The organism is Pseudomonas sp. Lz4W (genome assembly GCF_000346225.2).
Lineage (GTDB): Bacteria > Pseudomonadota > Gammaproteobacteria > Pseudomonadales > Pseudomonadaceae > Aquipseudomonas > Aquipseudomonas paraversuta.
The window spans coordinates 3,588,767-3,608,434 of record NZ_CP017432.1 but is presented as its reverse complement, the minus strand read 5'-3'; the positions used below and the strand labels follow the sequence as shown (position 1 = coordinate 3,608,434).

The window sequence follows — 19,668 nt, the reverse complement described above, 5'->3', positions numbered from 1 at the left end:
CTAGAGTTCCACCTTGGTTGATTCCTGTGCGGCTATCAGGTTACCAGCCAACGGCAGGCGCAGGGTAAAGCAGGTGCCCTGACCCAGGGTTGAATGCACTTCCATTTGGCCCTTGTGGTTGTTGGTAATGATGAAGTACGACACTGACAGGCCGAGCCCTGTGCCCTGGCCAACTTCCTTGGTGGTAAAGAAGGGTTCGAAAATCCGTTTGCGCACGTGCTCCGGCATGCCGACGCCGTTATCTTCAACCTGTATTTGCGCCCACGGCGGGTTGAGCTTGGTACGCAGGATGATGCGTCCCGGTTCGCGCTTGTCGGTGCGCTGGTGAATCGCCTGGGCGGCGTTTTTCAGCAGGTTCAGCAACACCTGTTCAAGCTCGTTGGGAATAACGGGCACGGGGCCTAGCTGCGGATCGAACTGGCGCGTAACGGCGTGTCCCTTGAAGTCAAAGCCAATGCTCAGGTCAAAGTCATTGCTGGCGATATCTATGGCCTGATCGATGAGCGCAGACAAATCGCAGGGGCTCATTTGTCGATTGCTGCGCCGGCTGAAACTGAGCATGTGGGTGACAATTTTTGCGGCTCTGGCCCCTGCCTGCTGGATGCCATCCAGCAGTTTGGGTACTTCACGGGCTTGCAGGTAGCGATTGATAGCCTCCAGTTCTATACCGGCCTGCTGCGCCTGTTCCACATTCTTTGGTAGGTCGCTGGACAAGCGCCGGCGAATGTTCTGCACGTTATGCAGGATGGCGCCCAGCGGATTATTGATTTCGTGTGCCATGCCGGCGGCCAGGCCGCCCACGGAGAGCATCTTCTCGGATTGCACCATCATGTCTTCCAATGACAGGCGCTGGGTAATGTCGTCAATCCGGATAACCACACCGCGGCCGCCACCGCCCATCAGCGGGTAGAACGTCAGAGCATAGTGCCGTGCATCTTCGCCCTGGCCCCAGGTCACGCGTTCAATTTTAGCGACCCGGTGGTTTTCGATGGTGTCCTTGAGCTGTGGCAGGAAGGGCTGGAGGGGTTCGAAGGCAAGGTCAATCGGCTGATTCAAGGCCTCATCCAGTTGCGTTCCCGAGAGTACGCTGGCCTCCTGATTCCACTGGGTGACATAGAGTTGTTCGTCCAGAGCGATCAGGGCTGAAGGCATGGAGTCGATAATACTGTTCAGGTATTTCTGAAACCCGGTCAGTTTTTTCTCGATTTTGCTGCGTACCTGGACTTCCAGCTCCAGCTTGCGATTGGTGTTGCGGGTTTCTTCTGCGAGTGCCTGCGCTTGATCGTACGCTGCTTGTGCTTCATCCCGCGCACGCTTGAGTTCCTGTTCACGCGCTTCAATGCGCGACAGCATGGTGTTGAATGCCTCGGCGAGGCTGCCGATTTCGTCGTTGTTGCCCGGCGCTGCGCGTAAGGCGTAGTTCTCTTCCCGGGTGACCTGGCGCGACAGCTCTTCAAGTCGGTAAATGGGTTGGGTAATCAGGCGTTTGATCTGCCGGGCAATCACGAACCAGAGCAAGGTGCTGAAGATCAAAATCCCCAGGCTGGCGGTGAGTGTGCCGGTGTAAAACGCCATGGGCAGTTCGCTGCTGGCGACCAGCAGTAAATGCCCTGGAGGGCCCTGGTCCCGGGGGAGTTTCGCGAGTTGATTGCTGCGCAGTTCGGTCAGGCGCCAGGCTTCGATCTGGCGGTAGTGCTCGGGCAGCGGCAGGTGTTCTCCGTGCTGCAATTGCGCCAGAAGATTACCCGCACTGTCATAAATCGCAGCGGCCCGCAGAGGGGCGTAGCTGCCAATTTCCTCAAGCAGGGCTTCGGCGTTGTGTTCGGAGTCCAGTGCATGAGCGATAAGTGCGGGTTTCGACGCCAGCTGCCCCAGTGTCTGCAAGGCCTGTGGTGCAGTGCTCTCGTGGGAGATCCAGTACGCAGCACTGATAAACGTCAGGTTGGCCACCAGCAACACGGTAGCCAGCAATACGAGGAGGGCGGCCAGCAACTTCTGGCCTACCGGGAGGTTTTCAAGGCGCTGGCGCAAGGGCATGGGTCGTCGCATTCAAGAAGAACAAGGCCGCAGAGTAGCGCGGGCCTCAGTTGCAGGGCAATCCACGCTGCTTCAAGTGATTGCTGAGCCGCTGTTGCAACGCCTGCAAGTGCGGGGCCGCGAGTTGGTGATTGGCAGCGGCTGCGCAGGCATAGCCCAGCAGGTAGCTGATTTCGGTGCGCCGGCCTTGGGTGACATCCTGGTGCATGGAAGAAAAGTTGTTGGCAGTGGCCTGGATGACGCGGTTGACTTCGGCAGTCAAATCGATCGCAGCCTCAGGGTGTCCGCAATCTTCAAGCAAGCGACTGAGTTCGGTGCACAGCGTGCCGACTTCGCCACTGTGTGCTTGCAAACCGCCGTTACGACAGTCGTGCAGTACGGTCAGCGGATTGATCGCACAGTTAAGGGCCAGTTTTCGCCATAAACGGCTCAGAATATTCGGGCTCCACTGGTGGGCTATGCCGCTGCGCTGCAGTTCTTCAAGCCATTGCGGTGCTTCGCCGCCGCTGGTATCTCCCAGCCATGTCTGGCCTTGGCCGGCAAATACTACGCGCCAGTCGCTCTGGCGAAATGCGCCTTCAGTGCTTGAGGCAAAGATGCAGCGGTTGTGTGGGACAAGGTCGGCGACGATTTGCTGACTGCCAAGGCCATTCTGCAACAGGATCAGTTCGGCATCGGGGCTGAGCCGTCCGGCAATCTGCCTGACGGCGTGCTCTGCGTCATAGGCCTTGCAGGTCACCAGCAGGCGCTGAACTGGCTCGTCGGCCTCGGGTGTTTGGGCGCGGATGGGTATCAGTTGCGAGTGCTCACCTTCAACTAAAGTTACCCCCTGTGCCGCTTGATAGGCTTGCAGGCGCGCGCCGTTGCGCAGGATCAGCGTGACAGGCAGGCCGGCACGCGCCAGTCGCGCGGCCCACAGCATGCCCATGCTCCCGGCGCCGAGAATGTGCCACGGCGTCGGCATATTGGAGGAGGTTTGAGGCAAGGCCGAATTTGGCATGTGTACTCGCAAGTGAATGAAGTCGAAGAACCGCTATAATGCCCGCGCATTTTAACTGTCAGGTCAGGCGTGCTCCATCTGTGTTGAGCGCGCCCTTTATTATTGGAGAAAACTACATGCCGTCGTTCGACGTGGTATCCGAACTGGACAAGCACGAAGTCACCAACGCCGTTGAAAACGCGGTCAAGGAGCTGGATCGTCGTTATGACCTCAAGGGTAAGGGTACTTTTGAGTTCAAGGAGAAGGACCTGACCGTGAACTTGACCGCCGAGGCTGACTTTCAGCTGGAAGCGATGATCGAGATTCTCAAGCTGGCCCTGATCAAGCGCAAGATTGATGCGCAATGCCTTGAGATCAAGGATGCCTACGCTTCTGGCAAATTGATGAAGCAGGAAGCCGTATTGAAGGAAGGCATCGACAAGGAGCTGGCGAAGAAAATCGTTGCTCACGTCAAGGACGCCAAGCTCAAGGTTCAAGCTTCCATTCAGGGCGAGCAAGTGCGTATCACTGGCAAGAAGCGTGACGACTTGCAAGAAGCGATCGCTGCACTGCGGGCCAAAACCTTCGATATGCCGCTGCAGTTCAATAACTTCCGTGACTGAATACGGGGGAACCTATGGCGATTATCTACGTCCGATTTTCCCTGGACCTGCAAAAACGATTGAGCTGTTCTATCGTCTCGCTGAACGAATGAAGTCGCCGGATATGGGTGCAAGGAGATACAAGTGGATTTGAATGCTGAAGTTGATCAGTTGATCAAGGCCTCACAGGCCTGGATCCCGATGATTATGGAATACGGCAGCCGTGTGCTGCTGGCAGTGATCACCCTGGCGGTAGGCTGGTGGTTGATCAACCGGTTGACGGCAAAACTGGCGCACTTGCTGGCGTTGAGGAAGGCTGATCTGGCGTTGCAGGGTTTCATCAGCAGCCTGGTCAATATCATTCTCAAGGTGTTGCTGGTTGTTAGCGTTGCCTCAATGATTGGCATCCAGACCACGTCGTTCGTGGCGGCCATTGGTGCGGCAGGCCTGGCTATTGGCCTGGCGTTGCAGGGCAGCCTGGCGAACTTTGCCGGCGGAGTGCTTATTCTGTTGTTCCGTCCGTTCAAGATCGGTGACTGGATTGAAGCGCAAAGCGTGAGCGGAACCGTCGATAGCATTCAGATCTTCCACACGGTGTTGCGTACCGGTGACAACAAAACCGTGATCGTGCCAAACGGTAATCTGTCCAACGGCATCATCACCAACTACAACCGTCAACCGACACGCAAGGTGGTGTTTGACGTCGGTGTTGATTACGACGCGGATCTGCAGAAGGTGCGTGAGGTGCTGCTGATGCTGGCAGATGATCCGCGGGTACTTAAAGATCCGGCCCCTGTGGTGGTGGTATCCGCCCTGGGTGAGAGTGCTATCACGATGTCGCTGCGGGTTTGGGTGGATACGCCGAATTACTGGGATGTTCTGTTCATGTTCAACGAGCACGCACGTGATCGCCTGCGGGCCGAGGGTGTGGACATTCCGTTTCCTCAGCGAGTCATCCGTATGGTTCAGGAAGTGGCTGCGAACTAATACTGCGCACCACACTTGATCATCAGGTGCAGGAACAATTAAAGGGGCGAATATGCCCCTTTATTTGTTTTAGTACCTTCATACGGGTCGATGGGGGCAGGGGCCAAGAAGTTGTTGGTTGCCGGGTTGTTAGTTAGCTTGCTATATATACTTTGCCCCGGGCAATAAAAAACCACGCCCCTGAGTCAGGGGCGTGGTTTTTACTAAACACAGTACTTGTAACTAAAGCCCGAAGGCATCGATTACAGGATGTTCAGTGGGTACTCAGCGATCAGGCGAACGTCGTTGACGTCATTGCCGTAGTTGCTGGTGGTGCGGTAAATAGCGCTACGCAGACGGAAAGACAGGTCTTTGGCCGGGCCTTCCTGCAACACGTACTTGGTTTCGAAGTCGAACTCGTGCTCTTTACCTTCACCGTCATTGGTGGAGATGTTGGTGCCTCGAACGTAGCGAGCCATGAAGCTCAGGCCTGGAACGCCGTAGCTGGCCATGTTCAGGTCATAACGACCCTGCCAGGACTGCTCGTCTTTGGCGTTAAAGTCGGAGTACTGCACGGAGTTGGCGAGGAAAATGGTGCCGCCGCCGTCTACGCCGTAGTAGTAACCGCTGTCACCGGTGGAGCGCTGGTGAGCAATGGTGAACTTGTGGGCGCCGAGGCTATAGGCAGCTGCCAAGCTCCAGATTTTGTTGTCTACGTTGCCAGCCAGTTCCTGGCCCTGGCTCGAAGTTCTGTAGCCATTGAGGTCGAAGTTCAGGGCTTGAGAGTCTGCGATCGGCAGGGTGTAGTTCAGGTTGATGTACTGCTTCTTGAAGTAGTCATCAACATCGGATGCCGCCACACCACCGACAAGGTTGTCGGTGAACTGGTAGGTTGCGCCAGCAATGTTGGCAGAGGTCAGGCCAGGCTGGCCTGGGCCGTTGATGCTGTCACGAGCCATGCCAGTTTGCGAGCTCAGCGCTGTGAAGCGGCCGGCGCTCAGTTCCAGACCCTTGATTTCCTTGCTGGTGAGCAAGGTGCCGGTAGCTACTTCTGGCAGCAAACGGCTGTCATCGGTAGAGAATACCGGGCTGGCAACAAACTGGTTGCCGTATTTCAGAACGGTATCGGAAAGACGGAATTTTACAGCACCGCCGATTTTCGATTGGGTATCTTCCGGAGAACCGTCGCCCTTGGTAGCGAACAGGCCGTTGCCCTGGCGACCAGCGCCGCCGTCCAGGCGTACTGTGCCCATGGCGAAAGCGTCAACACCGACACCGACGGTGCCCTGGGTGAAGCCGGACTGGTAGTTGAGCAGTTCGCTCAGGCCCCAGTCTTCGCGGTAGCCGCTTTTGAAGCCGCCACCTGGCTTGGCGATGTTGCCAGCGCCGTTACGGAAATCACGGTTCATGTACAGCATGCGAGTTTTGGAAGTCAGCGTGCTGTCTTCAATGAAACCTTTAGCATCGTCCTGCGATGAGGCCATTGCGAACTGGGTAGTACCGGCTGAAACAGCCAGGGCGATCATGCTCCACTTCATCACGCGCATCGTGATTTGCTCCTTTGGTTTTTAGGAAGAGTACTGCCGTCCCACCTGAATTATTATCTGGGGCGGCTCTTTCTTTTTGTGTCGGCGCAAACTTATATCACGCCGGCCATGTTGGCGATACTTGCTCTCATAAGCATTCAGTTTCTTTACAGCCGTGTCGCAAATTGCTACCCCGCATGTCGCAGGCGCATAGCTGTATGCCGTTTTTCAGCATGTTTAAAGTGCTGTTTACAGCTGTGGCTACATGGAAACTACGTTGCGCCTACACATTTAAATCCCGGATTCTAGCGGCGCAGCTATTGTTATTTATCGCCCGGTGACCGCACTCCGGCAGACACTTGGACGACTGTCTCAGTGGCTTATGCAACAAGCATGCTCAAATTACCCAATAGCTCGAAAAATATTTTTTTGGGCATTTCCAGTCTGAAAATCCAGACGCTGCTTGGGTTAAACGGGAATATTGCAGGGCTGGCTGCCAGTTTTTCCGTTGTAAAGGCCAGGTTCTGGCGCAGGGAAACACCTCAAACGTTACCGGTAAACACCTGTTGGGGTGGTCGGTGACGTTTTGGTGCACTAAAAACATTCATATTGTGCGTTTTTGGTGCACAAGTGTTTGATGACTGTTGATTGAGCCTTTGTTGCTGCGCTGCTGGTGGAAATCAATGCTTGCTGCCGTGATGTATGGAGCAATCAAGGGTATCCTGCAGCTCTTTCGCCTGGCGGTTGATACGTGTCGTCAGGCGCCGGTTGAACTGAAACTGCCCGTTGAACAGGAGAACACCCAGTGTTCGTTTTGGATACACGCCTTCACGAGGATACCTGGCTGATAGGGGACTTCCCCTTGTGCCGTCTGTTGCTCTCCAATGATTCGAATTATCCCTGGTTTATTTTGGTGCCACGGCGCGAGGGTATAAGTGAATTGTTTCAATTGGATGAACATGATCAGCAGTTGATGTGGGCTGAGACAACAGCCCTGGCTCGGACGCTGAAGGATGCATTCGGCGCGGACAAAATGAATGTCGCGACGCTGGGCAATGTTGTCAGCCAGCTGCACATGCATGTCATTGTTCGGTACCAGGCCGATGTTGCATGGCCCGGTCCGGTCTGGGGCAAGTACCCGGCAAAGCCGTATACCCAGGCAGAGGTGGGCGCGATCCAGGACAAGTTGAAGTCGGCCCTTGGTGTCGAGTTCACTTTTTCAGAGGTGCAATGATGACCCTTGAGGCGCGGGTAATGGACCTTGAGAGCCGTCTGGCTTTTCAGGATGACACCATTCAGGCATTGAATGATGTACTGGTGATGCAGCAGAACGCCGTCGACCGTTTGCAAATGCAGATGGCTGCGCTGCTCAAGCGCCAGGAAGAAATGGGCGGACAGTTCGAATCATTTGAGGAAGAAGCTCCGCCGCCGCATTATTGATTTTTGAGCAGGCAATAAAAAACCGCGATCAGCCAGGGCTGGATCGCGGTTTTTTTTGCTGAAATTAGCGGCGTGGCAACGCTGCAATCACATCTTCAGCTTGTAGGCCTTTATCGCGGTTCATCACCGAGAACTCGACACGTTGTCCTTCCACCAGTACCCGGTGACCTTCGCCGCGAATGGCGCGAAAGTGGACAAAAATGTCATCCCCGGAGTCGCGGGAAATAAAGCCGAACCCCTTGGAGGTGTTGAACCACTTTACAGTGCCTGTATCGCGGTTGGTCATGTCATAGCTTTGCGAAGTCGACGAAGGTGATGATTTGTAGAAGCTGACTACAAGATGCAGCAACACGGCAATTACAGCAGGAACGAGACTGATCAAAATTGCTGGCTGATCGCCGATCGGCAACAACAGGCCGAACAGGGTCAGGGTTTGCAGGACAACAGCCAGCACCAATAGAGCGCTGACCAGATTTTGCAGTTGATGACGGGGGCCTTTATTCCAGAACGGAATGACTGGAGCCAGTGTCAGGTTAAGGAGACCAAAAAAAGCCAGATACAGAGCATCGGCGTGTTGCAGGTAAGGTATAGCTTCAGGTTGCAGGCTAGGAATGAAGGACAGCAGCAATGCAGCTGCGCCCGTTAGCAGGTGGACGATTTTCAACATTTCAATAAACTCACATTTAAGACGGATCGCAAGGAAGAGCTGATTGCGTACGGTTCGCTTCTGAAAATGATGGAGGCGCTAGACACGTACGGGCATCAGCCTATGCGCCGTCGCCAGAGGCTTGACGAAGGCGACACGCCGCCTATTTAACAGCAAAGCTTGGGCCTTCTCAAATTAAGCGTATTGATGGGATGTTGATGTGATTGCACAGCACATGATGATCCCCCGCGTTTTTTAGTGGTAGAGCCTTGTTCTAGAGGTGTGCAGCCCATTTCAGGCGGCATCTGATGGCGTCGGGTGATTGTGGCTGGTTACAGCATCCTATGCCGATGTTGGTGCAGGCATGACCGTTGGTCATATTTCCAGGGGGCAGAGCCCTGGAAGGAGTTGTATTTATAATCTGCTATGAATTGACAAAAATAATGGGTTGCTCAAGTACTGAAAGTGTCGTGCTGGCTCGTATTTAAACTATGAGTGATAGGGGGCTTGTAGTATGTGATTTAAAAGGCGGTGCTTGAGTGCCGAGCATGATCTGGATGAGTACGGTTTTGTGTTTTTTTGATCATGCATAAAGTGTCAGTTGTCGCTGCGGGCGGGTATTTTTTAACGCTGAAGTACCAGACGTTGAGTGGGGGTATTGTATTTCCCTTAACTGTTCTGGATGGGCGCGAGGGCTTTAGCCTGGTCGTTCCCGGTTAGTTTGCTCAGGGGTTCATGTTCTTTGGTCGGGCCCGGGCGCGCATGCCGCCTTGAGAGGCTTGCGGTCTGTGTTTCATAAGGGGTTGTTTCAAAAAAAACCACCTTTGATTGTGCTGGATGTTGATTGATATTGGCGCAGAAGTGCAGGGCGCAGGGCGGGATGGATGTTTGTATTTTTTGATTTCGAAAAGAACTTGCCCTGGCCCCTTTCCAGTTTGGTCTGGCTGGAGGACTGTCGCCGGTTTGCCGATATATATCAGCAGGTGGGGTTTTATATTGAGGGTAAGAACCGTTGCTTGATAAATGCCTGGCGTTCTTGCATTGATCGGGAAGTTGATAGTGGGGCATGGAGGGTGCAAGACGTTGACAGCCTCATTGGGTTGGCATGTACCCAGGCTCGGAGAGCTTCTCCCGAAGCTGCTGAAAAATACCGGTTTGCCGGGCGATTCGGGGTGTGGGGCCGGAGCAGTTTGTTCGGTGGCTTGTAATCTTTTGCGAATCATGGTGCCTTTAAGGTCTTATGGCTGTTCATGCGGCTGCAATGGCTCGATTTACCAGATATAATCTCGCGCTTTGCTGCGTAACCCTCCTTATGGGTTGCCGCTAACGGATTGTCGAGACACGCCAATGCCCATGTACGATTACCAGTGCGCTTCCTGTGGTCATCAACTGGAAGCCATTCAAAAGATCAGTGACTCGCCACTGGTTGATTGTCCTGCCTGTCAGGCCCCTGAGCTGAAGAAAATGCTGTCCATGCCAGGCTTCCGCCTTAGCGGCACCGGCTGGTATGAAACAGACTTCAAGACAGGCTCGAAAAAGAATCTGGCAGGCGGCGACAAATCCGACTGAGGCTGAACCAAAGCAGTCTGAACACAAGCGGGCTCTTGCATTGTTACCAGCACTGACGGTGCGCAAGACCTCCACCGAATTTCGAATTACGAGAAGTGAAACCACTACCATGATGCGCAGCCATTATTGCGGCCAACTGAACGAAAGCCTGGAAGGCCAGGAAATTACCCTTTGCGGATGGGTCCATCGTCGCCGTGACCACGGTGGGGTGATTTTCCTCGATATCCGTGATCGTGATGGTCTGGCCCAGGTGGTGTTTGACCCGGATCGCGCCGAGACCTTCGCCGCCGCAGACCGTGTGCGCAGCGAGTACGTGGTCAAGGTCACCGGCAAGGTGCGCTTGCGTCCGGCCGGTGCCGGCAACGCCAACATGGCTTCGGGCATGATCGAAGTACTGGGCTACGAGCTGGAAGTCTTGAACGAAGCGGAAACCCCGCCGTTCCCGCTCAACGAATTCTCCGACGTCGGTGAAGAAACCCGTCTGCGCTATCGCTTTATCGATCTGCGTCGCCCGGAAATGCTCGAGAAGTTGCGTCTGCGCTCGCGCATGACCACCAGCATCCGTCGCTTCCTGGACGAGAACGGCTTCCTGGACGTCGAAACACCGATCCTGACCCGTGCCACACCGGAAGGCGCGCGTGACTATCTGGTGCCAAGCCGTACCCACGCCGGCTCCTTCTTTGCTCTGCCGCAATCGCCGCAGCTGTTCAAGCAGTTGTTGATGGTTGCCGGCTTCGACCGCTACTACCAGATCGCCAAGTGCTTCCGTGACGAAGACCTGCGTGCCGACCGTCAGCCTGAGTTCACTCAGATCGACATCGAAACCAGCTTCATGAACGAAGCCGAGATCATGGGTCTGACCGAAGAAATGATCCGCAACCTGTTCAAGGAAGTGCTGGGTCTGGAATTCGGTGAATTCCCGCACATGACCTGGGAAGAGGCCATGCGCCGCTTCGGCTCCGACAAGCCTGACCTGCGTAACCCGCTGGAACTGGTTGACGTTGCCGATCAGCTTAAAGATGTGGAATTCAAGGTGTTCAGCGGCCCGGCCAACGACCCTAAATGCCGTATTGCCGCCTTGCGCGTTCCTGGCGGCGCGAGCATGCCGCGTAAACAGATCGACGACTACACCAAGTTTGTCGGCATCTACGGTGCCCGTGGCCTGGCGTACATCAAGGTCAACGAGCGCGCCAAAGGTGTTGAAGGTCTGCAATCGCCGATCGTCAAGAACATCCCTGAGGCCAACCTCAATGTGATCCTCGATCGCGTCGGTGCGGTTGATGGTGACATCGTGTTCTTCGGTGCCGACAAGGCCAAGATCGTTAGCGAAGCGCTGGGTGCACTGCGTATCAAGGTCGGTAACGATCTGAACCTGCTGACCTGTGAGTGGGCTCCGATGTGGGTTGTCGATTTCCCGATGTTCGAAGAGAACACCGACGGCAGCTTCAGCGCCTTGCATCACCCGTTCACCGCACCCAAGTGCTCGCCTGAAGAGCTGGAGGCCAACCCGGCCACCGCGCTGTCCCGTGCCTACGACATGGTGCTCAACGGTACCGAATTGGGTGGCGGTTCGATCCGTATTCACCGCAAGGAAATGCAACAGGCGGTCTTCCGTCTGTTGGGTATCGGTGAAGCCGAGCAGGAAGAGAAATTTGGCTTCCTGCTGGACGCCCTGAAATACGGCGCGCCACCCCATGGTGGTCTGGCGTTCGGTCTGGATCGTCTGGTGATGCTGATGACCGGTGCCCAGTCGATTCGTGAAGTCATTGCCTTCCCGAAAACCCAGAGCGCTGCCTGCGTCATGACTCAGGCTCCTGGTGTAGTTGATGCCAAGGCACTGAGCGAGTTGCACATTCGTTTGCGCGAACAGCCTAAGGCTGAGTAAAGCTGACCTGCAAAGGCGCATCTCCGGATGCGCCTTTGCTATTCGGGTCGAGAATTTTTATTGCCGGTTCGTGGCACGTGTCAGGACCGGCAAGGTTTCATAAAGGATTCGGAGTGCGTTATGGCAGGTCATTCTAAGTGGGCGAACATCAAGCACCGCAAAGAGCGTCAGGATGCCAAAAAAGGCAAGATTTTCACCAAGTGGATTCGTGAACTGACCGTCGCTGCCCGTCAGGGCGGGGCTGATCCGGGTTCGAACCCGCGCCTGCGTCTGGCGCTGGACAAGGCCCTTGGTGCAAACATGAGCCGTGACATCATTGACCGTGCCGTCGCTCGCGGTGCCGGTGCCGCCGATACCGACGACATGGTCGAGTTGAGCTACGAGGGCTACGGTCCGGGTGGCGTTGCAGTGATGGTTGAGTGCATGACGGATAACCGTAATCGCACCGCAGCCGCCGTGCGTCATGCGTTCAGCAAGTGTGGCGGCAATCTTGGTACTGACGGCTCGGTGGCTTATCTGTTCGAGCGCAAAGGGCAGATATCCTATGCCGCGGGCGTTGATGAAGATGCGTTGATGGAAGCTGCGATGGAGGCGGATGCCGACGACGTGGTGACCAACGAAGACGGCTCCATGGATGTATTCACTTCGTTCTCAAGCTTCTACGCGGTTCGCAACGCACTGGAGGCCGCGGGTTTCACCCCGGCAGATGCTGAGATTGTGATGTTGCCGACCACCAGCGCCGAGCTGGACCTGGACGGTGCGCAGAAGGTGCTCAAGCTGATCGATATGCTTGAAGACCTGGATGACGTACAGAACGTGTATTCCAATGCCGAAATTCCTGATGCGGTGCTGGAACAGCTAGCCTGATAACGTGCTACAAACCTGAGGCCGGAGGTGCAACGTTGCGATGATCGCTACGCTGTGCACCTCCGGCTTCTGCCTTTAAGCTGTTCGGGCATGTTCCCGTGGGCGTCACTTCATAAGCTGTAGGCGTTATGACTCTTATTCTTGGTATTGATCCTGGTTCGCGAATCACCGGTTATGGCGTGGTGCGAGACACCGGGCGTGGTTGCGTGTACGTGGCGTCGGGATGCATTCGTACGGGCAGTGGCGAGTTGCATGAGCGGTTGCAGATCGTCTATCGCGGAGTGCGCGAGGTGATTCAGACTTACGGGCCGGTAACCATGGGCATCGAAAAAGTGTTCATGGCCCGCAATGCCGACTCGGCGCTCAAGCTGGGCCAGGCAAGGGGCGCCGCCATTGTGGCGGGTGCAGAAGAAAGCCTGGAGATTGCCGAGTACTCGGCCACTCAGGTCAAGCAGGCCGTGGCGGGTACCGGGGGAGCCAACAAGGAGCAGGTGATGATGATGGTCATGCATTTGCTCAAGCTCACGACCAAGCCGCAAATCGATGCGTCGGATGCGCTGGCGATTGCCTTGTGCCATGCACATACTCGTTCCAGCCTGTTGCCCCACGGCCTGGGTGCGGCGCGTAGCCGGGGTGGGCGTTTGCGGCTCTGAAACACGTTTATTAATGTAATTAAGCTTGCTGGCAGGGCTCTATCTGCAATGATGCAGCCTGCTCGTTGCAGTTGTGAGCCATTGATCTGGCCAGAGAAAAGGATCTAAAACGTGATTGGACGCTTGCGCGGTACTCTGGCTGAAAAACAGCCGCCGCACCTGATTCTTGATGTAAATGGCCTGGGCTATGAGCTTGAAGTGCCGATGACCACGCTGTATCGGCTGCCATCCATAGGCGAGCCGCTGACCTTGCACACCCACCTGGTGGTTCGCGAAGACGCCCAGTTGCTCTATGGTTTTATCGGCAAGCGTGAGCGTGACTTCTTTCGTGAGCTGATCCGGCTCAACGGTGTCGGCCCCAAACTGGCTTTGGCGTTGATGTCCAGCCTTGAGGTAGACGAGTTGGTGCGCTGCGTGCAGGCGCAGGACACATCTGCCTTGACCAAGGTTCCGGGGGTGGGCAAGAAAACCGCCGAGCGACTATTGGTTGAGCTCAAGGATCGTTTCAAGGCCTGGGAGCAGGTGCCGAGCATGTTTGCGCTGGTGCCAAACCAGCCGGACGCGCCGTTGCAGGTGGCCAGTGCAGAAAGCGATGCGGTCAGCGCCTTGATTTCTCTGGGGTATAAACCTCAGGAAGCAAGCAAGGCGGTAGCCGCGATCAAGGATAAAACGTTGAGCAGTGAAGATATGATTCGTCGTGCCCTCAAGGGAATGATTTAAGTGATTGAAGCTGACCGTTTGATAACCGCCTCAGGCGGGCGGGACCGCGAAGAGGTTCAGGATCGGGCGATTCGTCCTTTGAGCCTGGCCGACTATATTGGTCAGCCGACGGTGCGCGAGCAGATGGAGCTGTTTATCCAGGCTGCCCGCGGGCGCTCGGAATCGCTGGATCACACCCTGATTTTCGGTCCGCCCGGCCTGGGTAAAACTACGCTGGCCAATATCATTGCCCAGGAAATGGGGGTGTCGATCAAAAGCACCTCGGGTCCGGTGCTGGAGCGACCGGGTGATCTGGCCGCGTTGCTGACCAACCTTGAGCCGCACGATGTGTTGTTTATCGATGAGATCCATCGCTTGTCGCCCATCGTTGAGGAAGTGCTGTACCCGGCAATGGAGGATTTCCAGCTCGACATCATGATTGGTGAAGGGCCGGCCGCACGCTCGATCAAGCTCGACTTGCCACCGTTCACCCTGGTGGGAGCGACTACCCGCGCGGGGATGCTCACCAATCCGTTGCGTGACCGGTTCGGCATCGTGCAGCGGCTGGAGTTTTACAGCACGGATGACCTGGCAACGATTGTCAGCCGTTCGGCCAAAATCTTCGGTCTGCCCCTCGATCCGGAAGGCGCCTACGAAATTGCCCGGCGCGCACGTGGCACACCGCGCATCGCCAACCGTTTGTTGCGTCGTGTACGGGACTTTGCCGAGGTGCGGGCCAAGGGTCATATCACCAAGCCGGTGGCCGACCTGGCGTTGAATCTGCTGGATGTCGACGAGCATGGTTTCGATCATCAGGACCGGCGCCTGTTGTTGACCATGATCGAGAAGTTCGACGGCGGTCCGGTCGGAGTCGACAGTCTGGCCGCTGCAATCAGTGAAGAACGCCATACGATCGAAGATGTGCTGGAGCCGTATTTGATCCAGCAGGGCTATATCATGCGCACGCCCCGTGGTCGCGTTGTGACCCGGCACGCGTATTTGCACTTCGGACTGAACATTCCGTCGCGCCTGGGCGAAATGCCGGTCGTAGACGAGTTTTTGAATGCTTTAGATGATTAATAAGCGGTCGGCAGTCGATTTTTTCGGCGTTTTTGCTGTCTCAAGGGCTGGCGCTGAAAATCCCGGGTCTTAAAGTCCGGGAAGAATGAAAAAACAGTCGATTGGCGGATTGGCAACCTGAGGAGTAAGCACTAGAGTATGCGCGCGCAAAACAGGCTGGAGCCGTTCGCACATCGCTGTCGCGTTTATTACGAAGACACCGATGCGGGTGGCGTCGTGTATTACGTAAATTATCTAAAGTTTATGGAGCGGGCTCGAACCGAAAGGCTGCGGGAGCTGGGTTTTTCCCAGTCCGAGCTGGTGGGGGAGAACCTGTTATTTGTCGTGCATTCCAGCGAGGCGCGTTACCACGCTCCGGCGCGACTGGACGATGAACTGTTGGTAAGTGCGCAAGTGACAGAGCTCAACCGTGCAAGCCTGCGTTTCAAGCAGCAGGTCTGGCGGGCGACAGATGCAACACTGCTCTGTGAGGGGCAGTTTTTGGTGGCCTGTGTGCGCGCCGATAGTTTTAAACCCCGGGCCATTCCCGAAGCTTTACGTACGGCCTTTGCCGACGTGAGCGGCGCGGGTAAACATTTAGAGCAGGAGATAAAGCGTGGAAGCTAACGTCGTCGACCATTCCTCCATGTGGAGCTTGGTCAGCAATGCCAGCATTGTTGTGCAGTTGGTAATGTTGATCCTGCTGGCCGCATCGGTTACCTCATGGGTCATGATTTTTCAGCGCAGCACCATGCTGCGCGCCGGTCGACGTGCCCTGGAAAGCTTTGAAGAGCGTTTCTGGTCCGGTATCGACTTGTCGAAGCTGTATCGTCAGGCGGGTAGCAACCCGGACCCGGACTCCGGAGTCGAGCAGATTTTCCGTGCCGGCTTCAAAGAGTTCTCTCGTCTGCGCCAGCAGTCGGGTGTTGATCCGGAAGCCGTTATGGAAGGTGTTGCACGTGCCATGCGTGTAGCCATCTCCCGTGAAGAAGAGAAGCTTGAGCAAAGCCTGCCGTTCCTGGCAACCGTGGGTTCTGTCAGCCCGTACATCGGTTTGTTCGGTACGGTCTGGGGCATCATGAACTCCTTCCGGGGTCTGGCCACTGCCCAGCAAGCGACTCTGGCGACTGTTGCCCCGGGCATTGCCGAAGCACTGGTTGCCACGGCGATTGGTCTGTTCGCTGCGATCCCGGCAGTTATCGCTTACAACCGTTTTGCTGCACGTAGCGAAACCTTGATTAGCCGCTACTACACCTTCGCCGATGAGTTCCAGGCGATCCTGCACCGCAAAGTGCACACCAGCGAAGAATAAGCAGGTAATTTCCAATGGCTTTAATCGCTCGAGCGCGCAAAAAGCGCAAGCCGGTTGCCGAGATGAACGTAGTGCCATACATCGACGTGATGCTGGTACTGCTGGTCATCTTCATGGTGACCGCACCGATGCTCAACCAGGGTGTGAAGGTTGATTTGCCCAAGGTCTCCAGCGAGGCTTTGCCGCAGGACAACAACACTCAGGTTCTGACCATTTCGATCAAGGCTGACAAGACCTATTTCTGGAACCTTGGCAGTGAAGTCGACACCGAAAAGCAGATGGACAAGGCCATGACCTTGCCGCAGATGACTGACGCAGTGACTAAAATCATTCGCGCGGGCAACGAAGGCGGCAAGCACACCCAAGTCTTTATCCGCGGTGACAAAACTGTGGATTACGGCGCGGTGATGGGCGCCATGGGTGGCCTGCAGAAGGCCGGGGTCGGTAACGTTGGCCTGATAACCGAGGCTCCCTGATGCGCGAACAGCGGGAGCCGTCCGCCTCTGAAAACTATTTTTGGCCTACAGTCTGGGCGGTAGGGCTGCACATCCTGATTTTTGGCATGCTGTTCGCCAGCTTTGCCATGACTCCGGAACTGCCGCCGTCCAAGCCGATTGTTCAGGCAACCTTGTATCAACTGAAGTCCAAAAGTCAGGCGACCACCCAGACCAATCAAAAGATTGCGGGTGAGGCGAAGAAATCCGCCGCACGCCAGACCGAAGTCGAACAGATGGAACAAAAGAAGGTTGAGCAAGAGGCTGTAAAAGCCGCGGAACAAAAGAAAGAAGAGGCTGCCGAAAAAGCTGCTGATGCCAAGAAGGCTGATGAAGCCAAGGCGAGCGAAGCCAAAAAGGCAGACGAGGCGAAGAAGGCAGATGACGCCAAGAAAGCCGACGATGCCAAAAAGGCTACAGAAACCAAAAAAGCCGAAGAGAAGAAACTGGCTGATATAGCCAAGAAGAAATCTGAGGAAGAGGCCAAGAAGGCTGCGCAAGAAGAGGCCAAGAAACAGGCCGCTGAAGACGCGAAGAAAAAAGCGGCCGAAGATGCGAAGAAGAAAGCTGCTGAAGATGCCAAGAAAAAGGCCGTAGCAGACGAGGCGAAGAAGAAAACCGCCGAAGATGCGAAGAAAAAGGCGGCTGCCGATGCTGCCAAGAAAAAGGCCGTAGAAGCAGCGCGTAAATCGACCGAAGACAAAAAGGCGCAAGCACTGGCTGATTTGCTTTCCGATACGCCACAACGCCAGCAAGCCTTGGCTGATGAGCAGGGCGATGAGGTCGCCGGCAGTTTCGATGACTTGATTCGTGCTCGAGCAGCAGAAGGCTGGGCTCGTCCACCTTCGGCCCGCAAGAATATGACAGTGGTACTGCAAATTGGCATGTTGCCAGATGGCACGGTAACGTCGGTGACGGTTGCCAAGTCCAGTGGTGATGGCCCGTTTGATAGCTCGGCTGTGGCAGCGGTCAAGAATATTGGCCGTTTAACGGAAATGCAGGGCATGAAGCCCAGCGATTTTAATCCTTACCGATCATTCAAGATGACATTCACACCTGAGGATCTAGCCTTGTGATTAAATTTTTTCGAGGACTGCTAGTCATCGTCTGCTGCGTGGCAGGGATGGCGGTAGCAGATGAAAAGAACATTCTGGTTACCAGTGGTAGCGACCGGGCAACGCCAATTGCAGTTGTTCCTTTCGGCTGGCAGGGCGGTACCGTCCTGCCCGACGACATGGCTGAAATCATTGGCAATGACCTGCGCAATTCGGGTTATTACGCGCCGATTCCAAAGCAGAACATGATTGGCTTGCCGACCCAGGCCAGCGAAGTCATTTTCCGTGACTGGAAAGCCCTGGGCGCCCAGTACGTCATGGTTGGTAATATTGTCCCGGCGGGCGGTCGCCTGCAGGTTCAATATGCCTTGTTCAACGTGGCGACCGAGCAGCCAGTGTTGACCGGCAGCGTGTCGGGTACCACTGATCAGCTGCGGGACATGGCGCATTACATCTCTGACCAGTCATTTGAAAAACTGACCGGTATTAAAGGTGCATTCTCTACACGTCTGCTTTATGTAACGGCTGAACGTGCCAGTGCGACCAACACCCGCTACACCTTGCAGCGTTCGGACTACGATGGTGCCCGTGCCGTTACCCTGCTGCAGTCGCGCGAGCCTATTCTGTCGCCGCGTTTTGCTCCGGACGGCAAGCGTATCGCTTATGTATCGTTCGAGCAGAAGCGTCCGCGTATCTTCATGCAGAACATTGATACTGGCCGTCGTGAGCAGATCACCAACTTTGAAGGCCTGAACGGTGCGCCTGCCTGGTCGCCGGATGGTTCCAAGCTGGCGTTTGTATTGTCCAAAGACGGTAATGCCGAGATCTACGTGATGGAACTGGCTTCGCGTCAGCTGACTCGCGTGACGAACAATCCGGCAATTGATACCGAACCGTTCTGGGGTAAAGATGGCAATACCATCTATTTCACCTCTGACCGGGGCGGTAAACCGCAAATCTACAAGACCACAGTTGGTAGCGGTAATGCAGAGCGCGTAACTTTTATCGGGAACTACAACGCCAGTCCGAAGCTTTCGGCTGACGAAAAGACCCTGGTAATGATCCATCGTCAGGACGGTTTCACTAATTTCCGTGTTGCAGCGCAAGATTTGCAGCGTGGAACCGTGAAAATCCTCACAGATACCAACCTTGATGAGTCAGCTACTGTTGCACCCAACGGCACCATGGTAATCTACGCCACCCGCCAGCAGGGCCGGGGAGTCTTGATGCTCGTGTCCATTAACGGACGCGTAAGGCTCCCTCTTCCTACCGCTCAAGGCGAAGTCAGAGAACCTTCCTGGTCCCCTTACCTGAACTGACGTGGTGATAGCTTTACGTTGCATATAACACTTGGGGTTCATTAGGAGTTTTACGATGGAAATGCTGAAGTTTGGTAAATTCGCTGCGCTGGCACTGGCCATGGCTGTAGCTGTAGGTTGCTCGTCCAAAGGCGGCGACAATGCCGGTGAAGGCGCTGCTGTTGATCCAAACGCTGGTTACGGCGCAAACACAGGCGCTGTTGATGGCTCCCTGAGTGAAGAAGCTGCTCTGCGCGCGATCACTGTTTTCTACTTCGAATACGACAGTTCGGACCTGAAACCAGAAGCAATGCGCGCTCTGGACGTACACGCTAAAGACCTGAAAGCTAACGGCGCTCGCGTTGTTCTGGAAGGTAACACTGACGCCCGTGGTACTCGTGAGTACAACATGGCACTGGGCGAGCGTCGTGCGAAAGCCGTTCAACGCTACCTGGTACTGCAAGGTGTTTCTCCAGCACAGCTGGAGCTGGTGTCCTACGGTAAAGAGCGTCCAATCGCTACTGGCAACGACGAACAGTCGTGGGCTCAAAACCGTCGCGTCGAACTGCGTAAGTAATTCG

At 55.5% G+C, this 19,668-nt stretch carries 20 protein-coding genes; 16 read left to right on the top strand and 4 right to left on the bottom strand.

What is annotated here, in order from left to right:
- Positions 1-2,037, bottom strand: a complete 2,037-nt coding sequence (locus tag B195_RS16475) for a HAMP domain-containing sensor histidine kinase (protein WP_003441194.1) — start codon at positions 2,035-2,037, stop codon at positions 1-3.
- Positions 2,038-2,083: 46 nt separating this feature from the next.
- Positions 2,084-3,001 (bottom strand): putative 2-dehydropantoate 2-reductase, encoded by a 918-nt coding sequence (locus B195_RS16470; RefSeq protein WP_029612357.1) that lies wholly within the window; start codon positions 2,999-3,001, stop codon positions 2,084-2,086.
- Between the two features lie 152 nt (positions 3,002-3,153).
- Between B195_RS16470 and B195_RS16465 the strand changes: the two genes are divergently transcribed.
- Together B195_RS16465 and B195_RS16460 are read left to right on the top strand one after the other, a co-directional pair.
- Positions 3,154-3,639 (top strand): YajQ family cyclic di-GMP-binding protein, encoded by a 486-nt coding sequence (locus B195_RS16465; protein WP_003441196.1) that lies wholly within the window; start codon positions 3,154-3,156, stop codon positions 3,637-3,639.
- A 123-nt stretch (positions 3,640-3,762) separates the two neighbouring features.
- Complete coding sequence (locus tag B195_RS16460) at positions 3,763-4,605, top strand: mechanosensitive ion channel family protein (protein ID WP_003441197.1); 843 nt, start codon at positions 3,763-3,765, stop codon at positions 4,603-4,605.
- A 242-nt stretch (positions 4,606-4,847) separates the two neighbouring features.
- Here the strand turns inward: B195_RS16460 and B195_RS16455 are convergent, their stop codons facing one another.
- The gene (locus B195_RS16455; protein WP_003441206.1) at positions 4,848-6,131 is read right to left on the bottom strand and encodes an OprD family porin; all 1,284 of its coding nucleotides are present in this window, start codon (positions 6,129-6,131) and stop codon (positions 4,848-4,850) included.
- A 784-nt stretch (positions 6,132-6,915) separates the two neighbouring features.
- Here B195_RS16455 and B195_RS16450 point away from each other — a divergent pair.
- On the top strand, positions 6,916-7,344 hold the full coding sequence (locus tag B195_RS16450; RefSeq protein WP_003441210.1) for an HIT domain-containing protein: 429 nt from the start codon (positions 6,916-6,918) through the stop codon (positions 7,342-7,344).
- On the top strand, positions 7,344-7,550 hold the full coding sequence (locus tag B195_RS16445) for a SlyX family protein (protein WP_003441212.1): 207 nt from the start codon (positions 7,344-7,346) through the stop codon (positions 7,548-7,550). The genes B195_RS16450 and B195_RS16445 overlap by 1 nt, the downstream gene beginning before the upstream one ends.
- 64 nt (positions 7,551-7,614) lie before the next feature.
- Here B195_RS16445 and B195_RS23195 read toward each other — a convergent pair whose 3' ends face one another.
- Complete coding sequence (locus tag B195_RS23195) at positions 7,615-8,217, bottom strand: cold-shock protein (RefSeq protein ID WP_003441215.1); 603 nt, start codon at positions 8,215-8,217, stop codon at positions 7,615-7,617.
- A 1,326-nt stretch (positions 8,218-9,543) separates the two neighbouring features.
- On the opposite strand from B195_RS23195, the gene B195_RS16430 reads away from it, so the two are divergent.
- The 12 genes from B195_RS16430 to pal all read left to right on the top strand — a co-directional run bounded on the left by B195_RS16430 (position 9,544) and on the right by pal (position 19,664).
- Positions 9,544-9,765 (top strand): FmdB family zinc ribbon protein, encoded by a 222-nt coding sequence (locus tag B195_RS16430; RefSeq protein ID WP_003441220.1) that lies wholly within the window; start codon positions 9,544-9,546, stop codon positions 9,763-9,765.
- A 109-nt stretch (positions 9,766-9,874) separates the two neighbouring features.
- A complete protein-coding gene (gene aspS, locus B195_RS16425; RefSeq protein WP_029612355.1) occupies positions 9,875-11,650 on the top strand; it encodes an aspartate--tRNA ligase in 1,776 nt (591 codons plus the stop codon).
- A 120-nt stretch (positions 11,651-11,770) separates the two neighbouring features.
- Positions 11,771-12,517 carry a YebC/PmpR family DNA-binding transcriptional regulator gene (locus B195_RS16420; RefSeq protein WP_003441226.1) on the top strand — a complete coding sequence of 249 codons (747 nt, stop codon included), beginning with the start codon at positions 11,771-11,773 and terminating at the stop codon, positions 12,515-12,517.
- A gap of 128 nt (positions 12,518-12,645) precedes the next feature.
- Positions 12,646-13,170, top strand: coding sequence for a crossover junction endodeoxyribonuclease RuvC (gene ruvC / locus B195_RS16415; protein ID WP_003441230.1), 525 nt, complete (start codon positions 12,646-12,648; stop codon positions 13,168-13,170).
- Between the two features lie 111 nt (positions 13,171-13,281).
- Positions 13,282-13,890 carry a Holliday junction branch migration protein RuvA gene (gene ruvA / locus B195_RS16410; protein WP_003441233.1) on the top strand — a complete coding sequence of 203 codons (609 nt, stop codon included), beginning with the start codon at positions 13,282-13,284 and terminating at the stop codon, positions 13,888-13,890.
- Entirely contained in the window at positions 13,891-14,949 is a 1,059-nt protein-coding gene (gene ruvB / locus B195_RS16405) for a Holliday junction branch migration DNA helicase RuvB (protein WP_003441236.1), read from the top strand. It abuts the gene before it with no gap.
- A gap of 138 nt (positions 14,950-15,087) precedes the next feature.
- Positions 15,088-15,555: a tol-pal system-associated acyl-CoA thioesterase gene (gene ybgC / locus B195_RS16400; protein WP_003441239.1), complete on the top strand. Its 468-nt coding sequence runs from the start codon at positions 15,088-15,090 to the stop codon at positions 15,553-15,555.
- Positions 15,545-16,240, top strand: coding sequence for a protein TolQ (gene tolQ / locus B195_RS16395; RefSeq protein ID WP_003441243.1), 696 nt, complete (start codon positions 15,545-15,547; stop codon positions 16,238-16,240). The genes ybgC and tolQ overlap by 11 nt, the downstream gene beginning before the upstream one ends.
- Before the next feature lie 23 nt (positions 16,241-16,263).
- Positions 16,264-16,716 carry a protein TolR gene (tolR, locus tag B195_RS16390; protein WP_162207799.1) on the top strand — a complete coding sequence of 151 codons (453 nt, stop codon included), beginning with the start codon at positions 16,264-16,266 and terminating at the stop codon, positions 16,714-16,716.
- On the top strand, positions 16,716-17,810 hold the full coding sequence (gene tolA / locus B195_RS16385) for a cell envelope integrity protein TolA (protein ID WP_003441249.1): 1,095 nt from the start codon (positions 16,716-16,718) through the stop codon (positions 17,808-17,810). Before tolR ends, tolA begins: the two co-directional genes overlap by 1 nt.
- Before the next feature lie 47 nt (positions 17,811-17,857).
- The gene (gene tolB / locus B195_RS16380) at positions 17,858-19,108 is read left to right on the top strand and encodes a Tol-Pal system beta propeller repeat protein TolB (protein WP_050949469.1); all 1,251 of its coding nucleotides are present in this window, start codon (positions 17,858-17,860) and stop codon (positions 19,106-19,108) included.
- Between the two features lie 55 nt (positions 19,109-19,163).
- Entirely contained in the window at positions 19,164-19,664 is a 501-nt protein-coding gene (gene pal, locus B195_RS16375) for a peptidoglycan-associated lipoprotein Pal (RefSeq protein WP_003441254.1), read from the top strand.
- The last annotated feature ends 4 nt before the right edge of the window (positions 19,665-19,668 follow it).

Bases quoted from the DNA above. Each gene is read 5' to 3' on its own strand.
- B195_RS16475 (WP_003441194.1), bottom strand. From the start codon at position 2,037: ATGCCCTTGCGCCAGCGCCTTGAAAACCTCCCGGTAGGCCAGAAGTTG.
- B195_RS16470 (WP_029612357.1), bottom strand. From the start codon at position 3,001: ATGCCGACGCCGTGGCACATTCTCGGCGCCGGGAGCATGGGCATGCTG.
- B195_RS16465 (WP_003441196.1), top strand. From the start codon at position 3,154: ATGCCGTCGTTCGACGTGGTATCCGAACTGGACAAGCACGAAGTCACC.
- B195_RS16455 (WP_003441206.1), bottom strand. From the start codon at position 6,131: ATGCGCGTGATGAAGTGGAGCATGATCGCCCTGGCTGTTTCAGCCGGT.
- B195_RS16445 (WP_003441212.1), top strand. From the start codon at position 7,344: ATGACCCTTGAGGCGCGGGTAATGGACCTTGAGAGCCGTCTGGCTTTT.
- B195_RS23195 (WP_003441215.1), bottom strand. From the start codon at position 8,217: ATGTTGAAAATCGTCCACCTGCTAACGGGCGCAGCTGCATTGCTGCTG.
- B195_RS16430 (WP_003441220.1), top strand. From the start codon at position 9,544: ATGCCCATGTACGATTACCAGTGCGCTTCCTGTGGTCATCAACTGGAA.
- aspS (WP_029612355.1), top strand. From the start codon at position 9,875: ATGATGCGCAGCCATTATTGCGGCCAACTGAACGAAAGCCTGGAAGGC.
- B195_RS16420 (WP_003441226.1), top strand. From the start codon at position 11,771: ATGGCAGGTCATTCTAAGTGGGCGAACATCAAGCACCGCAAAGAGCGT.
- ruvC (WP_003441230.1), top strand. From the start codon at position 12,646: ATGACTCTTATTCTTGGTATTGATCCTGGTTCGCGAATCACCGGTTAT.
- ybgC (WP_003441239.1), top strand. From the start codon at position 15,088: ATGCGCGCGCAAAACAGGCTGGAGCCGTTCGCACATCGCTGTCGCGTT.
- tolA (WP_003441249.1), top strand. From the start codon at position 16,716: ATGCGCGAACAGCGGGAGCCGTCCGCCTCTGAAAACTATTTTTGGCCT.
- tolB (WP_050949469.1), top strand. From the start codon at position 17,858: ATGGCGGTAGCAGATGAAAAGAACATTCTGGTTACCAGTGGTAGCGAC.
- pal (WP_003441254.1), top strand. From the start codon at position 19,164: ATGGAAATGCTGAAGTTTGGTAAATTCGCTGCGCTGGCACTGGCCATG.